Here is a 20124-nt window from a genome sequence, read left to right as displayed (position 1 = left end):
CTTCTGTTGTTTCCCTCCCAGAAGTTCCCACCTTCAAACCCCGGCGCCTGATGGCGACGGGGTTTTTTTTACGCCATGCTGGGGTCTACACCCGCAGGGGAGAGAATGATGAATATCGGAGAGGCGGCGGCAGCGTCGGGCGTGTCGGCCAAGATGATCCGGCATTATGAAAGCATCGGCCTGATCAAACCGGCGTTGCGCACCATTGCCGGCTACCGGGTCTATAGCGATGCCGATATCCACGCCCTGCGTTTTATCCGCCATGCCCGCGATCTGGGCTTTGCGCTGGAGGATATTGATGCGCTGCTGCGCCTGTGGGGCGACCGGGCGCGATCCTCCTGCGAGGTCAAGAAGCTGGCGTTGGATCACATCGCCACCTTGGACCGAAAGATCACCGAACTGCAGGCCATGCGCAAAAGCCTGACGGATCTGGCGGACCGCTGCCATGGGGATGAGCGACCGCATTGCCCGATTCTCGAAGGCTTGGCGCAGTGATAACGCTAACAGACCGACCCATCGGCGGACGCTATCGGTGCGATAGGCAAAAATTAAGAGATTTTTAAGCCTTCAACAGAAAATGGCTTGACCCAGGGCGCGATTTGAAACAAATAGTCGTCACCCAGGCCGGAGCGTTGCACTTGTTTCAAGCGATGCGCCCCGGGCTCATGCAGCAGGCAAAAAGAAAGGCCGCTACATGAGCGGCCTGAGTTTAGGGAGGAAACGCCCGATAAGGGCAAGCAGCACAACGTGCTGCGATGCAAAATATGGCTCGAATAAGGGCCGATAGCAAGTACAAAGACAGCCCCGTATGGGGCTGTTTCTGTTTGTTTGCCACCGGTGGACAGTCTGACGGCCGGGTGAGCAAAGGCCAACCTTCCGGCCATATTGATCTGGGTTCATCATAAACCCTTCCAAATGAATATGAATTACCATTCATCCACAGGGATGGCTGGATATTGCCATGCTGCAATGCAGCACGCCTCATGCGTGAACGCACATTACGCCATGTGATCCGCGCATGGCGCAGCGTTGTTGTTCCTTCCTGCGCTCGCGGTGGGTGGAACATTTCGGAAGGGGGCGCTGGCAATGGCTGCAGCAGCAGTTTCTGTCTGATGCTTCAGAATTAAGATGATATTCGATCTAATATCGATAGATAATTCCGAAGCGGTCAGTAACCATGACACAGACCCATGCCTGCCATAATCGCTAATGATTGAAACGTATGCGGCAAGGGTCCGGCTCAATTGGGGCAATTTCATGGTATTTTTACTGTCATACGCCGAAAGTATTCATAGGGTACGGCGTTTGAGGGGTGTTGAACGCGAATGGGGAGGGCTAAACTCTTTACAGATTGCAATGCCGGTGTTTGACGACCCCCGACCTGGACCGGTCGTCCCACCACTGGCCGGGTAGGGAGTAATGCTATGAGCACACAGACCGTCATGCTGATTGATGCGAACAAACTGTTCCGGGAAGGGCTGAGCCGCCTGCTGCTGGACGTATCGTTCCAGGTGACGGCGGAGTTTGCCAGTGTGGACGAAGCCATCGGCGAACCGGCGGTCCAGGCGGATTTGGTGCTGGTTGATCCGGGCGAGGATGCAACGGCCCTGACACGTATCGGCCCCTTGCGACAGCAGCGGCCAGACACACCTTTGGTGATTTTGACCGGCAGTCTGGATGCACGGCGCCTGACCCAGGCGTTGGAGGCTGGAATATCGGGCTATCTGATGAAGGATATGTCGGCCGATGCCCTGGCGCAGTCATTGCGGCTGGTGATGATGGGTGAAAAAGTGTTCCCCACCCACCTGGCGGAACTGCTCTTGTCTGGCCAAGTGCAACCACAGCCCGCGACGGAGATCACCGCCCTGCGCAAGGGCCTGTCGCAGCGGGAGACGCAGATACTGCGCTGCCTGATTGATGGCGACAGCAACAAGATCATTGCCAGCAGCCTTGGCATCACGGAAGCGACGGTGAAGGTCCATCTGAAAAGCCTTCTGCGCAAGATCAATGCGGTCAATCGGACACAGGCAGCCATCTGGGCCATGAATAATGGACTCGGTCAGGCGGAGGTGACCCAGGCGGCCAACAGCGATGGGCCTGCCACCATTGGCGTCGCCACGGCCTGATCCGTCACAGATCGCCATCAATGCCGCTGCCCAAGGATGCCGGGTGGCGGCATTTTTGTTTCTGCATATGACAAGCGCAATTTTGCCGCGACAGCATATAGCAGTATGTTTTGCTGGCGCCTGGCCGTCGGCAACCGGTTCTTATAGGGACCTTTGCGGGCTGTGCCGGCCCTATCCTGGGGGATAGTGCGTTACATCGGTATTACATTTTTGGATTTTTGATATAAGTTGAGTATCAACGTGAGTTGCATAGGTTTTCGTTAATAGTTTCCTAAAATCCCACTGGAAACTATTGGCTTATGCGCAACGCTTTGAAAGATCGACTTAAATGCTTGGCTGATCAGTGATGGTGGCCTGTCCAGGTGCCATGATTCAACACACCATATAAGTGGTGCGATGGATTGATGGCTGGAAGGTTTGACCATACCGGTCTGGCAACGGGGATTTCCCGGCATCGGGCGATTTTAATTGCGGTTGCTGCATAAAATTGTAGGAAGCCAAAAGCTCATGTATAGTAGGGAAAATCCGTTGCCCAGCATCCATGGCAGGTTGCGGGAACAGCGTAGAGGCCGTGAACAATGCGTCTGATACTGATCGATCATGAAGCCGCCTTTGTCACCCGCGTCCGGCAGGTTGCCCGCCGTGCCGGGCTGGTCGAACCGGTGGATGAGGTTGCCGACCTGTCGGCATTGGCCCGTCTGGCAGAGCGTAATCCACAACTCACGCTGGTTGGCATGGTCTCCACCACGATGGCCGTTCGTGGTGCCATCAAGGAATTTGTGCAGCGCTGCCCGCAGGTGCCGTTGATCGCCGTGGGCGGGAATGATCCGGAACGGATGCGTGCGGCCCTGGGTGAAGGGGCACGGGCCTATGTTCGCCGTGGGGACGTGGGTGAAGAATTGCCCAACGCGCTGGACGTGGTGCGGGATGGTGGCGTGTTTGTGCCGCCCGTGGTCGCGATGCGGCCAGGGGGAGAGCCGCTGATGACCGTTGCAGGCCCGGTTCCCGCCGGCTTTTTCCGGGAGGATGCGGGCAAACAACTCACCCCGCGCCAGCGCGAAATCCTCTCCATGATCCGCTCCGGCCGCAACAATCAGGAAATCGCCGACACGCTGGACCTGACAGTCGGCACCGTCAAAATCCATATCACCGCCATTTTCAAGGCATTAGGTGTGCGCAACCGCACGCAGGCCATGGTGGCGGCAGACTGGCTGGACCTTCCGATCCTGGCTCAGCGGGTGCCGACGGAGGCTTGATCAATCGCCTGCCATCTTGTTGCGGCGACCAGTTTCCGGGGCGGCGTGATGCCGCCCCTTTGCTTTTTGCCCCGCAATTGCCAGAAAGCAGCGTATTGTATTGGCTGTCGTACCGCTTGTTCTGCCCCGTCCGGGCGTGCAAGGGGGGAACCGCGGGGGCAGCCGCCTTGACCCGGAACGGGGCGTCTGCTATCGCCGCCCTTTATTTATTCGGTTCGGCAAGCGGCCGAGGGTGATGCATGTCCGATATCTTTCGCGAAGTTGACGAGGATCTGCGCCGCGACCAGATCATGAAGTTCTGGAAGCGGTATGGCGGTCTGGTTATCGGGGCTGCCGTCCTGGTGGTTGCGGCCACAGCCGGCAATGTCGGCTGGAAGCACTGGCAGACCACCCGCATGGAAGAACGGACCGCCGTTCTCTCCGCGGCGCTGTCCAAGCTGCGCCCGGTCGATGAGAACACCCCGCCCGACACGAAGGCGGCTGCCGACGCACTGTCGGCGGCCAGCGCCACATTGGGGGCGGGGCATGCCGATGTGGCTCGCCTGTATGAGGCGGGTCTGCGTGCCCGCGACGGGCAGCGGGACGAGGCTGTGAAACTGTATGATCAGGTGGCAGGAACGGCCAGCGCCGATGGGATGCTGCGCGATCTGGCCACCTTGATGTCGGTGCAGTTGCAGCTCGATACCGGTGATGCCGCCGCCTTGCGCGCCCGTCTGACGCCGCTCTTGAAGCAAGGCAACGCCTGGAAGGCCTCGGCTACCGAGGCGTCAGGCCTTCTGGCTGTGCGTGCTGGCGATCATGCCGCGGCGGCCGCCCTGTTCAAAGAACTGTCGGAAGACAGCACTGCCCCGCAGGCGCTGCGCGCCCGTGCCACCGAGCTTGCCGCGCTTTTTGCGGCGACGAAATAAGTCCGGGATCAAGCATAAGATGGTCGATACCACCCGTTCCGCCGCCGCGCTCACCCGCCCCGGCATCGCGCCGACCCGGACCCGCTATCGTTTGGCCGCCCGCATGGCGGCGCCGCTGCTGGCCAGCCTGCTGCTGTCGGGTTGCGGCATCACGGACTGGTTCTCCGGTGAGGAGGACGGGCCCAAGCTGGGCGGCAACCGCATCTCCGTGCTGCAGCTGCAACAGCAGTTGGAAGTGGACCCGCAGGTCAGCGCTGCCGAGGTGACGCTGCCGGCGGCAACCGTCAATGCCGATTGGGCCCAGGCCGGCGGCAACCCGGCCCACAATCCGGGCCATGTGGCATTGGGCAACAATCTCAGCAGGGCCTGGAGCACGTCTGTCTCTGGTTCCAGCAGCAGTGCGCGTCTGCTGGCCGGCCCGGTCGTTGCCGGCGGCCGGCTGTTTGTCCTGGATACCGATTACGACCTGCATGCATTCGATGCCAGGACCGGCAAGCGCATCTGGACCCGCAACATCCTGCGCGAAAACCAGGATGGCGAGGCCTTTGGTGGCGGTGTTGCCGTTCATGAAAACCGTATCTACGCCACCAATGGTTTTGGCGAGGCGGTGGCACTGGATTATGACAGCGGCAATGTGATCTGGCGCCGCCGTATCGCCGGTCCGATTCGTTCCGCCCCCACAGTGCTGGACAATCGCGTCTTCGTCTCGACCGTCGATAACCAGATGATTACCCTGTCGGCCGAGAACGGCGCCTTGCAATGGTACCATACCGGCTTTCTGGAGCCGGCGGCCCTGCTGGGGGGCTCGGCTCCGGCTGTTGAGGGCGATACGGCGATTGTGCCCTATTCATCGGGCGAACTGTTTGCCCTGCGTGTCGAAAACGGCCGGCAGTCCTGGCAGGACAGCTTGGCGGCGGTCCGTCGGGGGGAAAACCTGACGGGCTTGGCCGATATCCGTGGCCTTCCGGTCATCGCCGATGGCGTGGCTTATGCCATCAGCCATTCCGGCCGCATGGCAGCCGTGGATATCCGGTCGGGACAACGTGTCTGGGAACAGGATGTCGGCGGCATCACCACACCTGCCGTCATCGGCGACTGGGTGTTTGTGACCACCAATGACAGCCAGGTGGTGGCCCTGACCCGCCGGGATGGCCGTGTCCGCTGGATCAGTCAGTTGCAGCAATGGGAAGACCCGGAGGACAAGGAAGATCCGGTGCTCTGGACCGGTCCGATTGTCGCTGGTGGCCGCCTGCTGCTGACCAATAATCAGGGCGAGTTGCTGGAACTCTCGGTCACCGACGGCAAGGTGATCAAGACCACCGAACTGCCTGCGGCTACCCTCCAGGCCCCTGTTGTGGCCGGCGAAACCCTGTATCTTTTGACAGAAGACGGCGACCTGGTCGCCTATCGGTAAACGGAGTTTTCAGTGATCAAGGCCACGCACCGACTGACGGTTGCCATTATCGGGCGACCGAATGTCGGCAAGTCCACCCTGTTCAACCGGCTGGTCGGTAAGAAGATCGCCCTGGTTGACGACCAGCCCGGCGTAACGCGCGACTGGCGCGCTGCCGACGGCCGCGTCGGGGGCTTGGAATTCACCGTGGTCGACACGGCCGGCTTGGAAGACGTCTTCGATGACAGTCTGGAGTCGCGTATGCGCCGCCAGACGGAACGGGCGGTGGAACGGGCTGACGTCGCCCTGTTCCTGATCGACGCGCGTGCCGGTGTCACGGCCATGGACAAGCATTTCGCCACGTGGCTGCGCAGGGCGGGAAAACCCACCATCCTGGTCGCCAACAAATGCGAAGGGGTGGCGGGCCGGCCCGGCCTGATTGAGGCATACGAGCTTGGCCTCGGGGAACCGGTGCCGCTATCGGCTGAACATGGCGAGGGCATGGCCGATCTGGTCACGGCTCTGGAGCCTTTCATGCCAAAGGATGAACCGGAGGAGGAAGAGGCGTTCGACGCGGAAGCCGCCGAAGCCGAGATCCGGGAAGAAGGCGACGTCGCCGATGAGGATGAACCCAAGGCCCTGCAATTAGCCATTGTCGGGCGGCCCAATGTCGGCAAGTCCACGCTTCTGAACGCGCTGGTGCAGGAAGAACGGGTGCTGACCGGTCCGGAAGCCGGGATGACCCGTGATGCCATCGCCGTGGAGTGGGAGTGGAAGGGCCGACCGATCCGCCTGGTTGATACGGCCGGCCTGCGCAAGCGGGCACGGGTCGAGGCCAAGCTGGAGAAGATGGCCAATCAGGATACATTGCGTGTCATCCGTATGGCGCATGTCGTGGTCCTGGTCCTGGACGCCGACGGGATTCTGGACAAGCAGGACCTGACCATCGCCCGCCTGGTGGTCGAGGAGGGGCGAGCCCTGGTCATCGCCCTGAACAAGTGGGACGCGGTGGAGGATAAGAATGCCGCCCTGCGTCGGATGGCCGACCGTCTTCAGACCTCGTTGCCACAGGTCAAGGGCATTCCCACCGTCGCCATCTCGGCACTGAAGGGACAGAAACTGACCGATCTGCTGGACGCGGTCGTCACCACCTACGGGGTCTGGAACCGGCGTATCCCGACAGCGGCGCTTAATCGCTGGCTGTCGGCGATGACGGAAAGCCATCCGCCGCCGCTGGTCGATGGACGGCGCCTGAAGATCCGCTACATGACCCAGGTGAAAAGCCGTCCGCCGACCTTTGCCCTTTTCGTCAGCAAGCCCGTGGACCTGCCGGAGCATTATTCACGTTATCTGGTGAACGGCATGCGCGAACATCTGGATCTGCCAGGCGTGCCGATCCGGTTGCTGTTGCGCAAGGGCAGCACGAATCCCTTCGATTGAGCGTCCAGGCAACTGCGTCATTGCCAAACCGCCCCTATCCATTAGACTAAGACTAAGTGGATAGGGGGTTAGGGGCATGATTTTTGGGGTCAGCTTCTGGAACAAGAAGAAGACCTTTGAGGTCTTCCTGAAAAAGGACGACCGCTGGCAATTGCATGTCCTGTGTGACGAGGAGAAGGAAGCGATCAATGAGGCGCAGCTTCTTCTGCGGTTGAACAAGACCACGCAGGTCAAGGTCGTCCGTCACCGCATGCTCTCCAACGCCGCCACATCGGAAATGGTGGTCTATGAAGCGACCGCCACCCCGCCCAAGGCAAAACCGATCGTCGTTTCCACCCCTGTCGGCGATCTGGCGGTCTGCAAAGTGGTGGATGATCTGTATACCGCCGATGCACGGCGCACCATCGGGCAGGTGATGCGCGACTATATGCAGCGCAGCAATATCTGCACCACCGAGCTGCTGCACAGTTTCAGCCATATCCGGAAGTTACAGGACGCACAGGGTCTGGTGAATGCCGGCATGCACCGCATCGGGGCGGCACAGGCGGCGGCGTTGAATGTGCCGGTGAAGGAACGGATGACGCTGTTGGATGGGCTGCTGACCCAATGCCAGCAGAAGGCCCGCACCTTTGCCGCCGAACGGGGTAACTACCCCGAATTCAGGGGTCAGAATCTGGGTGAACTGTCGACCCTGATCCAGCAGAAGGTTGGGTTGGGGGAGCATGATTATGTGCTGAACTCGCTGATCAGCGTCTGGTTGTTTGAATTTCGCTCATTGCTGGCCAAGGTGGATATTCTGGCACGGCTGGCACAGGAAAATGTCGAGTCCGGTCTGGTTCGCCATGTCGATGCCATCCTGGCGGATACGATGATCTTTGCCGAGGTTGTGCAGGAATTGTTCGCCCCGCAACCCAATCTGGGTACGGCATTGAAAGTGATGGGATCGGTCATCTTGTGCCGCAAGGGAGTGGCCGACAAAATCGTCAACCCGACGATGCGGATTATCGCAACCTTGATCCAACAGGGCCATTTGCCCCAGACGCAGGCGGCTTTGGCCGACCGGTTGCTGCGGGAGATCAATACGGACCGGCCGCTGGACCAGCGCGCCCCGGAACAGGATGGCGCCCTGCTGGACGAACTGGTCCTGTCACTGACCGGGGAAGATGGCACCATCCTGGGTGGGGAGCGCACCCATCAGTCGGTCGAACGCCGACGCCTGCGCCAGCGTCAGGAGATGCTGCGGGCGCAGGGGTTGCACAGTGTCGCGGATAATTTGCGCTGAGATGGAGATAGCGGTGCTCAATCCTCGCGGCGGCGATAATCCTGCAGGCGGGTGACACGCAGCGCCTGTACACCGTGGCGGTCGATCATGCCCTGCCAGGACAGGAATTCTTCCATCGACAGGTCGTACCGCAGACAGGCCTGTTCAGCGGTCAGCAGGCCCGCGCGAACGCCTGCCACCACTTCCGCCTTGCGCCGCATGACCCAGCGCCGGGTTTCCGGCGGCGGCAGATCGTCCAGTGTCAGCTTCACGCTGCCCGTGGAGACACCGACTGCATCGGCTTCCGTTTCGGCCCGCAGGCGGGACGTGGCGGCGGTGTTGAGCGATTTCATGATAAGGGCGCCTCTGGTCCGGTATATGCCCTTAGCGTTACCGCCCGGCCCTTAAAAAAACGTGAAGTTCCGTATAAATCCTGTGGTGAAACGACCGCAACCAACGGCATCAATTCCTGATGGACAGCACATTGGTCATGGTGATCGGCAGGTTGCCCAGCATCAGGTAGGGCTCTTCAGCCGTCAGATCCACGCCCGTGACACGGCCGAAGCTCATCACCTGTGCGTTGATTTCCTTGCCATCCGAACCGGTTACTTTTGCCACACCTTTGTAGGTACCATCCGGCAGCTTGTTGCCGTTCTGGTCCAGCCCATCCCAATTCACATCCTGGGTACCAGCAAATTTGCTGAGCGGCATCGTGCGGACCACTTTGCCGGTTTTGGCATCAGTGATCTCGAACATGGCCTCGGCGGCGGGCCGGTCAGTGGACACTGTCAGATAGGCCGAACCATTCTGCAGCGCGATACCGTTCGACTGAATTTCCACAGTCTTGCCGATGTAACCCAAAGCCTGGTTGGGCTGGCCATTGTTGATGGCGCTGATCACATCGTCCAGCTTCTGGTTCGTCTTGATCGACTGTTCCACCTGCGAATATTGCACGAGCTGTTTGGTGAACTCGGCCGTATCGGTCGGCTGCAACGGGTCCTGGTTTTGAAGCTGTGAGGTCAACAGCGTCAAAAAGGTCTCGTAATTGTTCGACAGATCACCCAAGGCGGATTTGGGGGCGGTCGTAGTGGTACTGTTGCTGGCGGTGCCCGTCGAACCGGTGAGGCCGGAGATAGACATGGCTCATTCCTTCCCAATCGGGGTCTCTTGTCAGACCCGGACATCGACCCGGCCCAGTTCCAAGATCTGGGTCTGGGCGAGAATTGCCGGGTCCTCCTGTTCATCCTCAGTAGAAGCAAAGGCTGTGCCATAATCGGCCTGATCACGCTGATCCTGACGATGCTGGGCCTGATCGCCACTATCCTGCAAGGAGAAGCTCAAACTGTTCTGGTCGGTCTGCAGACCGGCATCCTGCAACGCCTTCTCCAGCGTTTTGGCATCCTTTTGCAGCATCTCCAGCGTCTGCGGATTCTCCACCATCACCTTGGCGCGCAGCTTGCCTTCGCTACCGATTTCCAACTGAACGTCAATGCGTCCCAGTTCCAGGGGATTGAGGCGGATGGAAAGCCGTTCATTGCCTTCTTGAACAGCGCGCTGCACCTGCATCGCCATCTGATGAGTTGGCGGCATATAGGCATTGGGGCGGTGTGGTGTGGAGGTCTGGCGCAGGGACTGTGCAAAATCAGTCCCTTGTGTCTTGCCCGCCTCACCACCGGCCAGTGTCCCCGTCAGGGTATCGGCCGGGTCGGCGGTGGACAAGGTGCCGCCACCACCATTGGCTGCGTCCTGACCGCTATTGCTGCCGGCATCCGATGACTTGCCGGCACTGGTGACGGCACGGCTCAAAAGATTATCCTCCCGCTCGCCATTGACGGTCGGTGCGGATGTGTCAGGGCGACTGGCGGTCGTATTCTGCCCGGCAGTTTGTGCCGGGCCGGTCATCTCGGCCTGCGTGTCCGACTGCGCCTCGTTGTTCACATGCTTGGGCGCCAGCATTTGCTGGTTGGTCACATTGTCCGTGTCAGCGTTGACGGGGGTCGCTGCATCCTCGGTCACCACCGTCTGGGACGGGGTGGCTGCTGGCTTGGCCTGGGTGGGCGCCGGCGCTGGTTTCGCGGCGGTCAGGGGGGTACGTATGGCCGGTTGGGTGGCTGCGTCCGTCAGGGCCGGGGCCTCTGCGGTTACCGGTTCACCCTGGTCCAGACCTTCCACCACCGGGGCCGGTTCCACACCTGTTGGCGTCAGCGCAAGGGGCGGGGACACGGGCGGGGCTTTGGCGTTTTTCACCGCTTGTTGTGCAACCGGAACGGTCGACGCTGACACTTTCACAGCCATCCCGTCAGTGACTTGTGTGGCTTGTGGGGCCGGTGCCGCACTGTCGCCGGCCGTTGCGGTCACGCGGATCTGGTCAGCACGCAGGGCGGCGTGTGGTTGGGCATGGCCATCGGGGTCAGCGGCGGTTGGGGCGGGAGTTCTGGCAGCGGCAGGGTCAGAGACAGGAACCGTTGCGCTCGGTTTAAGCTCAGCCGATGTGACGGTGGGCGCTGTCGCCGGTGCCGTCATGGCAAGCTGTGCCGCCGTTTGTGGTACGACGGGCTCGACAGGCTGCATCCGGGCGGGCAGGGGGGGGGCCGCCGGGGCTGGCGCCATTACTGGCCCATCATTGTCGCTGGCTGTGATGGCCAGCTCGCTCGCGATCATCAGGGCACCGGGGCGATCATCAGCCCCAGGAGCGGCAGTGACGGTGCCTGTTGCCGGTGTCGGCGCAGAGGGTGCCGCAGCCGCCTTCTCTGCCATTGTCACCGATGGCGACGTCAAAGCCGGTGCCGACGCCGGCGCTGAAGCTGCTGCCGCTGTCACATCCGTCAGCCCCCGGGTCGAGGCGGAGGCTGTCGTAAGGGAAACCGTTGCCCCCTCGTCATTCACCAAGGGCGTGGTCGCGGATGGGACAGCATCGTCAGTCACCGGGGCGGCCGGTGCGGGGGCAGGCGGGACGACCATCACCGATGCCGGCTTGGCCGTGACGGAGAGGGCTGTTTGCGTGCCCGCATCCATCAGACGGGGGATAACCGGGGGCGGGACCGGGATTGCACGATCGTCTGGCTCCGGAATGGTGGGCAAGGCCTGCAAGCCCGTGCCCTCTGTCGTGAGGGGCATCACGCCGGTGCCGGGCCTCATCGCCGATATCTGGGCTGCCGGGGTCAATGGGATGACCTGCGGGGACGCCGTCGCCGGCAGGGCGGGCGCCGCTGCCAGGGGAGCGGTGTCGCCTTGCAGAACAATCAGGGTTTCGGTTGCAGCGGTTTCGCTGTCGCCCTTGCCGCTTGGCACCGGCATACCATCCGCCACTGCGCCCGCATCCGTGACCAGATCGGACAGTCCACCATCCGTGGCAATGACGCTGGACAGGTCGTTCAGAAATTCCAGAACCTCCGGGTTGAGTTCCTGCCCCGCCAGTCCGCCACCTGCCAACAGGTTGAGACCGGACTGGGCCCAGCGGCTTTCCGCGCCCTTGGTAACCATGCCGCCAGCGCCAAATCCCGCCAGCATGCCCATGCCGCCCACCTGGCCGCTGCCCGGCACCGTTGCCGTGCCAGGGGGTACGGTCAGTCCGATGGCTGTGCCATCACCCACCATTACAGGGCCAGGCTCGCCTTGCGTGGCGGCAGCCATCAGTTCCCCGCCAGTGAGGGAGAGGAAGTTACCCAGCAACTGGTTGAAGCTGTCCAACCCCTCCAGACCGTCACCGGTCGCAGTGGCATTGCCACCGTTCCCGGCCAGCGCACCGAGGGAAAGAGCCGCCGTTGAAGCGGCGGTGTTGGGCGCGGCGAAGAGGGTTGAGACATCCATGGCTTTGGTTCCTGCGCTTAGTCGGTTGGGACCATGCACCTATTGTGCCAGCACATAACGGGCAGATCTGCCGGGTTTGGCGGATCAACCTTGCCTGCCGGGCGGCAGAACCTGCCGGTTCCTGGGCAAGGGCTGCCGGGTGGGCCTTTCACATCCGCACCAGGCAAGGGTCAGGCGTCACGGCAAACCCAACGGTTGCCGTCAACATAGGACAATAGTCATTGAACGCTGTGTCAGAACGACTTGTTATAGGCCATCGAGGGGGCGGCCTTGCGGGTATAGGCTGCGGGCATGACCATGCCGCCGCGCCGCGTATACATGCCGTCGTCGGCCCGCGCCTTGTTGATGGCGTTGACCAGGGTATTGATGGTGGATTGGGTGACCTGGGTCGCTGCGCGCACCAGGCGGGCATGTTCCAGGGTGGCGGTGATGAAATCGTCTGACGCCTGTTTCAGTCTTGTCTTGGCGTCACCGTCCATCAGCTGCAGCGTCTCCGTGTCGGCCTTCACCGATCGCACACAATCTTCATAGGTGCGGACCAGAAGGGGCTTCTTGTCGGCAATGGCGTTCAGGGCCGGGACATTGCGCTTGCGGATGGCATCGTTCTCCAGTTGGAAGAGATCGGTCAGCCGTCGCATTGCGTCGATCAGCGCGTCCGCGCGTGTGTTTGCTGTCATTTCAGCCCTTTCTTTGTGCCTTGTTCTTGTTCCTGCATGCGGATCATTTCCGCCTTGACCTGGTCAGAGATGCCCAGGCCACCGGCCTTGGCGATCTGCTTGCCATATTCTTCGACCATCATGCCGCGCCAGGTGTTTTCCGCCTCGCCGCCGCCAAAGGTGCCGTCCGCTTCCACGCCCTGCCACATCTGGGCCAGCATCTGGGACAGGAACACGGCTTCAAATTCCTGGGCGGCCTTGTCGACATCCTTGCCGGCGGGCTTAGGGCCCTGGCCGGTGGCGCGGTTAAGGCCGCCGCTTTGCGCCAGGGCTTGGGGGTCGAAGCCGGGGGTGGAGAGTTTCATGCTGTCGGACATCACATCACCTCGATCTCAGCCTGGAGGGCGCCAGCCGCCTTGATGGACTGCAGGATCGAGATCATATCACGGGGCCCAACACCCAGTGCATTCAGGTTGTTGACCAGTTCTTGAAGCGACACGCCGGACGGCATCACAGCCAGTTTCTTGTCGGCGCCATCATCGACCTGGATATCGGTACGCGGCACGACCGTCGTCTGGCCACCCTGGCTGAACGGTGCGGGCTGTGAAACCTGCGGCGTTTCGGTGATCTTGATGGTCAGGTTGCCCTGGGCGATGGCGACAGTGGAGATGCGCACATTCTCGCCCATCACAATGACACCCGACGCCTCATCAATGACCACCCGCGCCACCTGATCGGGCTGGACGCGCAGCTGCTCCACCTCCCCCAGGAAACCGACCAGATCGGCCTGGCGCTGCGCCGGAACATTGATCATGACACTGGTCGGGTCGATGGCTTTGGCGGTTTGCGGTCCCACCAGTTGATTGATGGCTGTGGCCACACGGACGGCCGTGGTGAAATCCGGATTGCGCAGCGACAGGCGCAGATAGGGCAGGTCGGACAGGGCAAAATCAATTTCCCGCTCCACGATGGCACCACCGGCAATGCGGCCGCTGGTTGGCACCCCGCGGGTGATGGAAGCACCGGCACCTTGGGCGCTGAACCCGGAGATGGCGACGGCCCCCTGGGCCACGGCGTACACCTCACCATCAGCACCCAGAAGCGGGGTCACCAGAAGGGTACCGCCCTGCAGGTTCTTGGCGTCGGCCATGGCGGCAACGCTGATATCGATGCGTGAGCCCTGGGATGTGAAGGGCGGCAAGGTGGCGGTCACCATCACGGCGGCCACGTTCTTGGTCCGGATTGTATCGCCGCGGACATTGACGCCAAGGCGTTCCAGCATGCCGATCAGGCTCTGCTCGGTGAAGGGCGAATTGTTGATCGTGTCACCGGTGCCGTTCAGCCCGACAACAAGGCCGTAGCCGATCAGCATATTGTCGCGCACGCCCTCAACATCGGCGATATCCTTGATTCGGCTTTGCGCCTGCGCCATGTCGGGCGCCATGAGCGTCAGGGCCGTCAGGATGGCTGCCAGTACTTGGCCGATCCGGGTCTTGGTGGGGGTGGTGCGCGTCGCCATGGCGGTGCTTCCGATTCTATCGCTTGCCGTCGGTTGGGGACGGTTGTGTCCCTTTATCCTGGCCGGTCCAAAGCGAGAACCATGCCAACACAGGGATTGCGCGCCTTTGCGGGCCGATGGTCAAGGGCTGCCGGGTTGTGGACCGGTCCCGGACGGGTAAGGAGGCAAAAAATGCCCTAGGACGGAAGCGGCCACGGGTGATACCTATAGTTAAATCGGCGTATCCATCCTATATATCTGGTATCGGAACCGCCGTCTGATCGACCCAGCGAAAGCAACCGTCCGCGCCATGAAGATCGAGGGTCCTTCCTCCACCCGTCCCGGCCAGGTGAAAAAAGCCACGCGCAGCGCTGGCGGCGAGTTTGCGCGTCACATCCAGGGCGGCGATGAGGATGATGGCGTCTCCCGGTCGTCCGGTCCGCAGGGCCTGTCCGGTATCAATCCCCTGTTTGCGTTGCAAGAGGTGGATGACGCCCTGTCCGGCAAGAAGCGTAAGGCGCAGGCTCGGGGCGAGGATATTCTCGACCGTCTGGACGAAATCCGTCTTGGCCTGCTGTTAGGCACAATTCCGCTGGAAAAGCTGCACGAATTGAGCCGGATTTTGCAGAATCGCATCGGGGAACTGGACGATCCGGCCTTGCAACAGGTTCTGGACGAGATTGACCTGCGGGCGCAGGTGGAGATCGCGAAGCTGACGCCGCAGGCGTGAGGTTGAGGCCATCACCGGCATACGGTTGGATGGCGGCCTGGGTCGGTTTTCCGGGAAATTGTTTCGTTTCAGCGCATTAGAGATTTTCGGAACATGCTGCTCGGCTGTTGCGGGCCGGGCCTTGTCTCCCTATACTCCGCGCCGTTTCGAGGCCCATGATCGGACCAGCCAGATGTCGTCTAATACGTTGCCTCTGCTTCCCGCCGATTACCGCCCGTCGGAAGACGAGGAATATATGAACCCGCTGATGCGGGCCTTTTTCCGGCAAAAGCTGCTGCTCTGGCGTACGGAGCTGTTGCGCGAAAGCAGCGAGACACTGAACAGCCTGCATGAGGATGGCGGGCTGCAGGAACCCGACATTGCCGACCGCGCCACGCTTGAGACAGACCGGGCGCTGGAACTGCGCACGCGTGACCGCGAACGCAAGCTGATCTCCAAAATTGATGCCGCGCTTCAGCGCATCCATGATGGTGAGTACGGCTATTGCGAGGAGACGGGGGAGCCGATCGGCGTCCGCCGACTGGAAGCGCGGCCCATCGCTACGCTGAGCCTGGAAGCCCAGGAACGGCATGAGCGGATGGAGCGCACCCACCGCGACGATTGATCGTTTGTCTGATCGTCCAGAGAAGAGGCCGGCGGGGCGATCCGCCGGCCTTCTTGGTATTGGGCCGAGAACCGGGCTCAGATGCCCTGTAACGCCGCCTTCACCCCACCGCCCAGCAGGGCATAGGCCCGCTCCAGCGCCGCACGGAAGGCGGCATCACCGGTTAGGGCGGGCGGGAAAACCTGGTCCAGGGTGAAGAAACCTGACACATCACGATGTGCATCATTGGTGCAGGCGCGCCCAATGGTCAGCAATGCCTCGGCCAGGGGATCAGTCAGTTTGGTCCCATCGGCCGCCTTGGCGCGCACAAAGCGCATCCAGGCGGCAACCGGCAAGGCCAGATGATCGACCGGTGCCCCGGCTGCCAACCGTTCACGGATGGTGCCGAACAGCCGGAAAGGCAGCTTGGCTGACCCGTCCCAGGCGATCTGGGACAGAAGGTGGCGGATACCGGGATTGGCAAACCGAGCCAGGATCGCGTCAATATAGGCCGGGTAATCAATGCCGGCCTCTTGGTTCAAGGTGGGACGGATATCCTCCAGCATGAGGCGGCGGACGAATCCAGCCAGATCGGCATCCGCCATTGCCTCTGCTACCGTCTCATATCCGGCCAGGCTGCCCAGATAGGCCAGGGTGGAGTGCGGACCGTTCAGCAGGCGCAGCTTGGCCCTGTCATAGGCACTGACATCTGTGGTCAGTGTCACGCCGATGGACGCAAAATCCGGGCGGATATTGCAGAACTTGTCCTCGATCACCCACTGCGTGAACCGTTCGCGCTGGATTGGCCAATTGTCGGACAGGCCGGCCTCGCTGGCCACACGGACACGCAGCGCATCATCCGTAGCGGGTGTGATGCTGTCCACCATGGTGCGGGGAAAGGCGACATGTTCACGAACCCAGGCGGCCAGGCCTGCATCCTGCCGTTCTGCCAATGCGGCAACCGCACGACCCAGCTTATGGCCGTTATCGACAAGGTTGTCGCAGGAAATGACGGTAAACGGGGCCGTCCCCGCCTTGAACCGGCGGCGCAACCCTTCCACCAGATGGCCGATCAGGCTGACCGGGTGCAGCGGATTGGCCACGTCATGGGCGATATCAGCATGATCGAAATCCAGCGACCCGTCACCCTTCAGGCAGTACCCTTTCTCCGTCACCGTCATGGTGACGATGACGGTATCGGGGTTGGCCAGTCGGTCCAGCAGGGCTGCGCGGTCACCGGGACCGGCCAGTGTCTCCTTGATTGACCCGATCACCCGATAGCGCGTCTCCCGCTCCAATTCAGCCAGGATATAGAGATTATCCTGGGGCCGCAGGGCATCGCGCACCTCCGTGCTGCGCAGGGCGGCGGCACAGATGGCCCAATTGCCACCCTTGGCCAGCGCTTCGTCAAAGAAGAACGCCTGATGCGCGCGGAAGAAGGCGCCAGGGCCGAAATGGACCACGCCGATACCGGCTGCATCGCGGTCATAGGCAGGACGGGCCACATCGGCGCGCAGCAGGGGCAGATTGGTGATCGACAGGGTCGGCATCACAGGGTCACTCCGTTCTTCCAAATCGCAATCTCACGCTGGCCGTTCTTCTCCGCGCGGGTTTCCTTGCCCGATGCGGTTTCCAGGATCAGAGACCACATCGCATCCGCCGCCCCATCCAACCCGGCATTGGTCAGCGCCAGACCCGCATCGAAATCAATCCAGTTGGGTTTCTGCCGGGCCAGTGCGCTGTTGGACGCGATCTTCAGGGTCGGGGCGGGGAACCCTAGTGGTGTGCCGCGCCCCGTGGTGAACAGGATCACCGTGGCGCCCGCCGCCGTCAACGCGGTGGAGGAGACACCGTCATTGCCCGGCGCTTCCAGCAGCGTCAGCCCCTTCACGCGGTGTATCTGGCCATAGTCGATGACATCACAGAGGGGGCTGCGGCCACCCTTCTGCACGGCACCCAACGACTTTTCCTCCAGCGTCGTGATGCCGCCGGCAATATTGCCGGGGGAGGGATTCTCATAAACCGGCTGGTGATGGTCCAGGAAATACTGCTTGAAGCCGTTGACGACATTGACCACACCGTCAAATACCGTCTGATCAACGGCCCGGCACATCAGAAGTTCCTCGGCCCCGAAAATTTCCGGAATCTCGGTCAGGATGGCGCTGCCGCCCGCCGCCGTCACCCGGTCGGCCATACGGCCCACCAGGGGGTTGGCGGTCAGGCCGCTGAACCCGTCCGACCCGCCGCATTTCAGGCCAAGGACCAGATCGGATGCCGGGCAGGGCACACGTTTGTCGCCCGCGGCAATCGCCACCAGTTCGGCGACGGCATTGATCCCGTCCTCCACCTCATCACTGCTGGTTTGGGCCGTAAAGGCGCGCAGACGTGACCGGTCGATGCCAGGCGCATCGCGCAGCAGCTTGTCCAACTGGTTGCTTTCGCATCCCAGGCCCAGCAGCAGCACGCCGCCGGCGTTGGGATGCTGGGCCAGGGCCGCGATGATGGATTTGGTGTGGGCCAGATCATCGCCCAACTGCGAGCAGCCGAACGGATGCGGGAAAGCCACAACCCCGTCCACTTTGCCGGCAAAGCGCTGGCTGGCCAGCGTGGCGATGCGTTCGGCCGTGCGGCCAACACAGCCCACCGTACACAGGATCCAGATCTCGTTGCGGGTGCCGACGCGGCCATCCGCGCGGGGATAACCCATAAAGGTCTGTTCGGTTCGGGGCATGGCGGCCCAGGTGGCATCCGTGCCCGTCGGGGCGTACTGATAGCTCAGCGTGCCGGACAGGCCGGTCGCCAGATTATGGCTGTGAACATGGGCACCGGCATCGATGGCGGCGGTGGCAACACCGATCGGCCAGCCATATTTACGCACAGCCTCACCGGCTTTCAGGGCATGCAGCGCAAACTTGTGCCCGCGCGGAACATCGGACAACAGGGTGACGCTGTGTGTGCCCAGGTCAACATAGGTGCCGGCGGGCAGTGCGGTGACGGCCACAGCCACATTATCCGCCGGGTCAACAATATGGGCGGGCGGAAGCGCGTCATGCAACGGTGCGGGTGGTTGCACACAACTCATCTTGGCGTCATCCTTGGGCATGCGGACAGTCGGGATTTTTCCGGTACGGCCCGCGATGGGATGATTGAACCTGACACCGGTTACCAGATAGATCAAGAGCACAGGTGAGGGTAAAGACCGGCATCCGCCGAAGGGGCGACCACCGGTAAAAGCAGGGGAGGCGGCGTGGCCAAGGGGCGGGTGCAACTGCACGGGGTGATGAAAAGCTTCGGCGCGGTCGATGTGATCAAGGGGGTGGATCTGGAGATCGCGCCGGGGGAACTGACTGTTTTTGTCGGGCCCTCCGGCTGTGGCAAATCCACCTTGCTGCGCCTCGTGTCAGGCCTGGAACTGCCGACGGGCGGGTCGATCATGATTGGTGACCGTGATGTCACCCTGGTTCATCCCTCCGAACGCGGCATCGCCATGGTGTTCCAGTCCTATGCGCTCTACCCGCATATGAGCGTCGCGGAGAATATGGGTTTCGGCCTGAAAATCGCCGGGCTGCCCAAGAATCTGATCAAGGAGAAGGTGGCCAGGGCGGCGGAGATCCTGCAACTGACCCCGCTGCTGGACCGTAAACCCCGCGCCCTTTCCGGGGGGCAGCGGCAGCGGGTCGCCATCGGCCGCTGCATTGTGCGCGAGCCGGAAGTGTTCCTGTTTGACGAACCCCTGTCCAACCTGGATGCGGCACTGCGCGGTCAGATGCGGGTGGAAATCGCCCGCCTGCATGCCAAGCTGGGGGCCACCATGATCTATGTGACCCATGATCAGGTGGAGGCAATGACGCTGGCCACCCGTATCGTGGTGCTGAATGCCGGGCGCGTCGAACAGATCGGGGCCCCGATCGAACTGTATCGCCACCCTGCGAACCTTTTCGTGGCGGGCTTTATCGGCTCTCCCCGCATGAATTTTATGGATGGCCTTGTCGACGGGGCGGAGGCGGACAGTGTCAGCGTCCGTCTCAACGGCGCCACGCTGCGCCTGCCCCGCCATAATGCCGACGTACGGCCGGGGGCCAAGGTCACGGTCGGTATCCGTCCCGAACATTTCCGTGTGGGGCCTGGTGTGGATGCAGGCGATGACCAGGCGGTGGAATTCGATTCCGTCATTGATCTTGTTGAAAGGCTGGGCGGTGAAACCCTGGCCCATCTGCGCATGCCCTCTTTGTCCGATGGTGTGCTGGTGGTGAAAATGTCGGGAGACATAGCCCTGCGTATCGGCACCGGGCTGCGCGTCGGTGTCCGGCTGGCGCAATGCCACCTGTTCGACGCCCAGGGCAGGGCGGTGGGTGAGCCGGGGTCGCGTGCGGCTGTAGCGGCGTGAGGGAGAGGCGAGATGATGGTAGACAAACCCGACCTCAATGACCGCTCTCCCGGCCATCGCTGGGAAGGCCGATCAG

Annotated in this window: 18 protein-coding genes; 10 read left to right on the top strand and 8 right to left on the bottom strand. The window is 61.9% G+C overall.

Annotation, left to right across the window (positions count from 1 at the left end; all coding sequences use genetic code 11):
* Window positions 1–105 precede the first annotated feature (105 nt).
* The 7 genes from cueR (at window position 106) to CHU95_RS19605 (ending at window position 8405) form a co-directional block, all read left to right on the top strand.
* Window positions 106–495, top strand: a complete 390-nt coding sequence (cueR, locus tag CHU95_RS19635) for a Cu(I)-responsive transcriptional regulator (RefSeq protein ID WP_425435999.1) — start codon at window positions 106–108, stop codon at window positions 493–495.
* 929 nt (window positions 496–1424) lie between these two features.
* Window positions 1425–2126 (top strand): LuxR C-terminal-related transcriptional regulator, encoded by a 702-nt coding sequence (locus CHU95_RS19630; RefSeq protein WP_094458053.1) that lies wholly within the window; start codon window positions 1425–1427, stop codon window positions 2124–2126.
* A 578-nt stretch (window positions 2127–2704) separates the two neighbouring features.
* Window positions 2705–3382: a response regulator transcription factor gene (locus CHU95_RS19625; protein WP_094458052.1), complete on the top strand. Its 678-nt coding sequence runs from the start codon at window positions 2705–2707 to the stop codon at window positions 3380–3382.
* 239 nt (window positions 3383–3621) lie between these two features.
* Entirely contained in the window at window positions 3622–4290 is a 669-nt protein-coding gene (locus CHU95_RS19620; RefSeq protein WP_094458051.1) for a tetratricopeptide repeat protein, read from the top strand.
* A 19-nt stretch (window positions 4291–4309) separates the two neighbouring features.
* Window positions 4310–5704, top strand: coding sequence for a PQQ-like beta-propeller repeat protein (locus CHU95_RS19615; protein WP_094458050.1), 1395 nt, complete (start codon window positions 4310–4312; stop codon window positions 5702–5704).
* 12 nt (window positions 5705–5716) lie between these two features.
* Window positions 5717–7123 carry a ribosome biogenesis GTPase Der gene (der, locus tag CHU95_RS19610; RefSeq protein WP_094458049.1) on the top strand — a complete coding sequence of 469 codons (1407 nt, stop codon included), beginning with the start codon at window positions 5717–5719 and terminating at the stop codon, window positions 7121–7123.
* Window positions 7124–7199: 76 nt separating this feature from the next.
* Complete coding sequence (locus CHU95_RS19605) at window positions 7200–8405, top strand: hypothetical protein (RefSeq protein ID WP_094458048.1); 1206 nt, start codon at window positions 7200–7202, stop codon at window positions 8403–8405.
* Window positions 8406–8422: 17 nt separating this feature from the next.
* On the opposite strand, the gene sciP is transcribed toward CHU95_RS19605, so the two are convergent.
* From sciP to CHU95_RS19575, 6 genes are all read right to left on the bottom strand, one after another.
* On the bottom strand, window positions 8423–8737 hold the full coding sequence (gene sciP, locus CHU95_RS19600) for a CtrA inhibitor SciP (protein ID WP_094458047.1): 315 nt from the start codon (window positions 8735–8737) through the stop codon (window positions 8423–8425).
* Between the two features lie 109 nt (window positions 8738–8846).
* Window positions 8847–9524 (bottom strand): flagellar hook assembly protein FlgD, encoded by a 678-nt coding sequence (locus CHU95_RS19595; protein ID WP_094458046.1) that lies wholly within the window; start codon window positions 9522–9524, stop codon window positions 8847–8849.
* 30 nt (window positions 9525–9554) lie between these two features.
* Window positions 9555–12194: a flagellar hook-length control protein FliK gene (locus CHU95_RS19590; protein ID WP_094458045.1), complete on the bottom strand. Its 2640-nt coding sequence runs from the start codon at window positions 12192–12194 to the stop codon at window positions 9555–9557.
* Between the two features lie 233 nt (window positions 12195–12427).
* Window positions 12428–12871: a hypothetical protein gene (locus CHU95_RS19585; RefSeq protein WP_094458044.1), complete on the bottom strand. Its 444-nt coding sequence runs from the start codon at window positions 12869–12871 to the stop codon at window positions 12428–12430.
* The gene (locus tag CHU95_RS19580; protein WP_094458043.1) at window positions 12868–13227 is read right to left on the bottom strand and encodes a rod-binding protein; all 360 of its coding nucleotides are present in this window, start codon (window positions 13225–13227) and stop codon (window positions 12868–12870) included. The genes CHU95_RS19585 and CHU95_RS19580 overlap by 4 nt, the downstream gene beginning before the upstream one ends.
* Complete coding sequence (locus tag CHU95_RS19575; protein ID WP_094458042.1) at window positions 13227–14369, bottom strand: flagellar basal body P-ring protein FlgI; 1143 nt, start codon at window positions 14367–14369, stop codon at window positions 13227–13229. Before CHU95_RS19575 ends, CHU95_RS19580 begins: the two co-directional genes overlap by 1 nt.
* A gap of 289 nt (window positions 14370–14658) precedes the next feature.
* Here CHU95_RS19575 and CHU95_RS19570 point away from each other — a divergent pair, with 289 nt between their 5' ends.
* Both CHU95_RS19570 and dksA read left to right on the top strand, forming a co-directional pair.
* The gene (locus CHU95_RS19570) at window positions 14659–15078 is read left to right on the top strand and encodes a flagellar assembly protein FliX (protein ID WP_094458041.1); all 420 of its coding nucleotides are present in this window, start codon (window positions 14659–14661) and stop codon (window positions 15076–15078) included.
* 172 nt (window positions 15079–15250) lie between these two features.
* Window positions 15251–15682 carry an RNA polymerase-binding protein DksA gene (dksA, locus tag CHU95_RS19565; RefSeq protein WP_094458040.1) on the top strand — a complete coding sequence of 144 codons (432 nt, stop codon included), beginning with the start codon at window positions 15251–15253 and terminating at the stop codon, window positions 15680–15682.
* Window positions 15683–15759: 77 nt separating this feature from the next.
* Here the strand turns inward: dksA and CHU95_RS19560 are convergent, their stop codons facing one another.
* Together CHU95_RS19560 and CHU95_RS19555 are read right to left on the bottom strand one after the other, a co-directional pair.
* Complete coding sequence (locus tag CHU95_RS19560) at window positions 15760–17211, bottom strand: mannitol dehydrogenase family protein (protein ID WP_094458039.1); 1452 nt, start codon at window positions 17209–17211, stop codon at window positions 15760–15762.
* Window positions 17211–18743 (bottom strand): UxaA family hydrolase, encoded by a 1533-nt coding sequence (locus CHU95_RS19555; RefSeq protein WP_094458557.1) that lies wholly within the window; start codon window positions 18741–18743, stop codon window positions 17211–17213. The genes CHU95_RS19560 and CHU95_RS19555 overlap by 1 nt, the downstream gene beginning before the upstream one ends.
* A gap of 165 nt (window positions 18744–18908) precedes the next feature.
* Here CHU95_RS19555 and CHU95_RS19550 point away from each other — a divergent pair, with 165 nt between their 5' ends.
* Complete coding sequence (locus CHU95_RS19550; protein WP_094458038.1) at window positions 18909–20048, top strand: ABC transporter ATP-binding protein; 1140 nt, start codon at window positions 18909–18911, stop codon at window positions 20046–20048.
* The last annotated feature ends 76 nt before the right edge of the window (window positions 20049–20124 follow it).

The sequence above is a fragment of the Niveispirillum lacus genome, assembly GCF_002251795.1.
In the GTDB taxonomy this organism is placed as follows: Bacteria; Pseudomonadota; Alphaproteobacteria; order Azospirillales; family Azospirillaceae; genus Niveispirillum; species Niveispirillum lacus.
The sequence above is the reverse complement of the archived record's forward strand: the minus strand, read 5'-3'. Positions and strand labels throughout refer to the sequence as shown.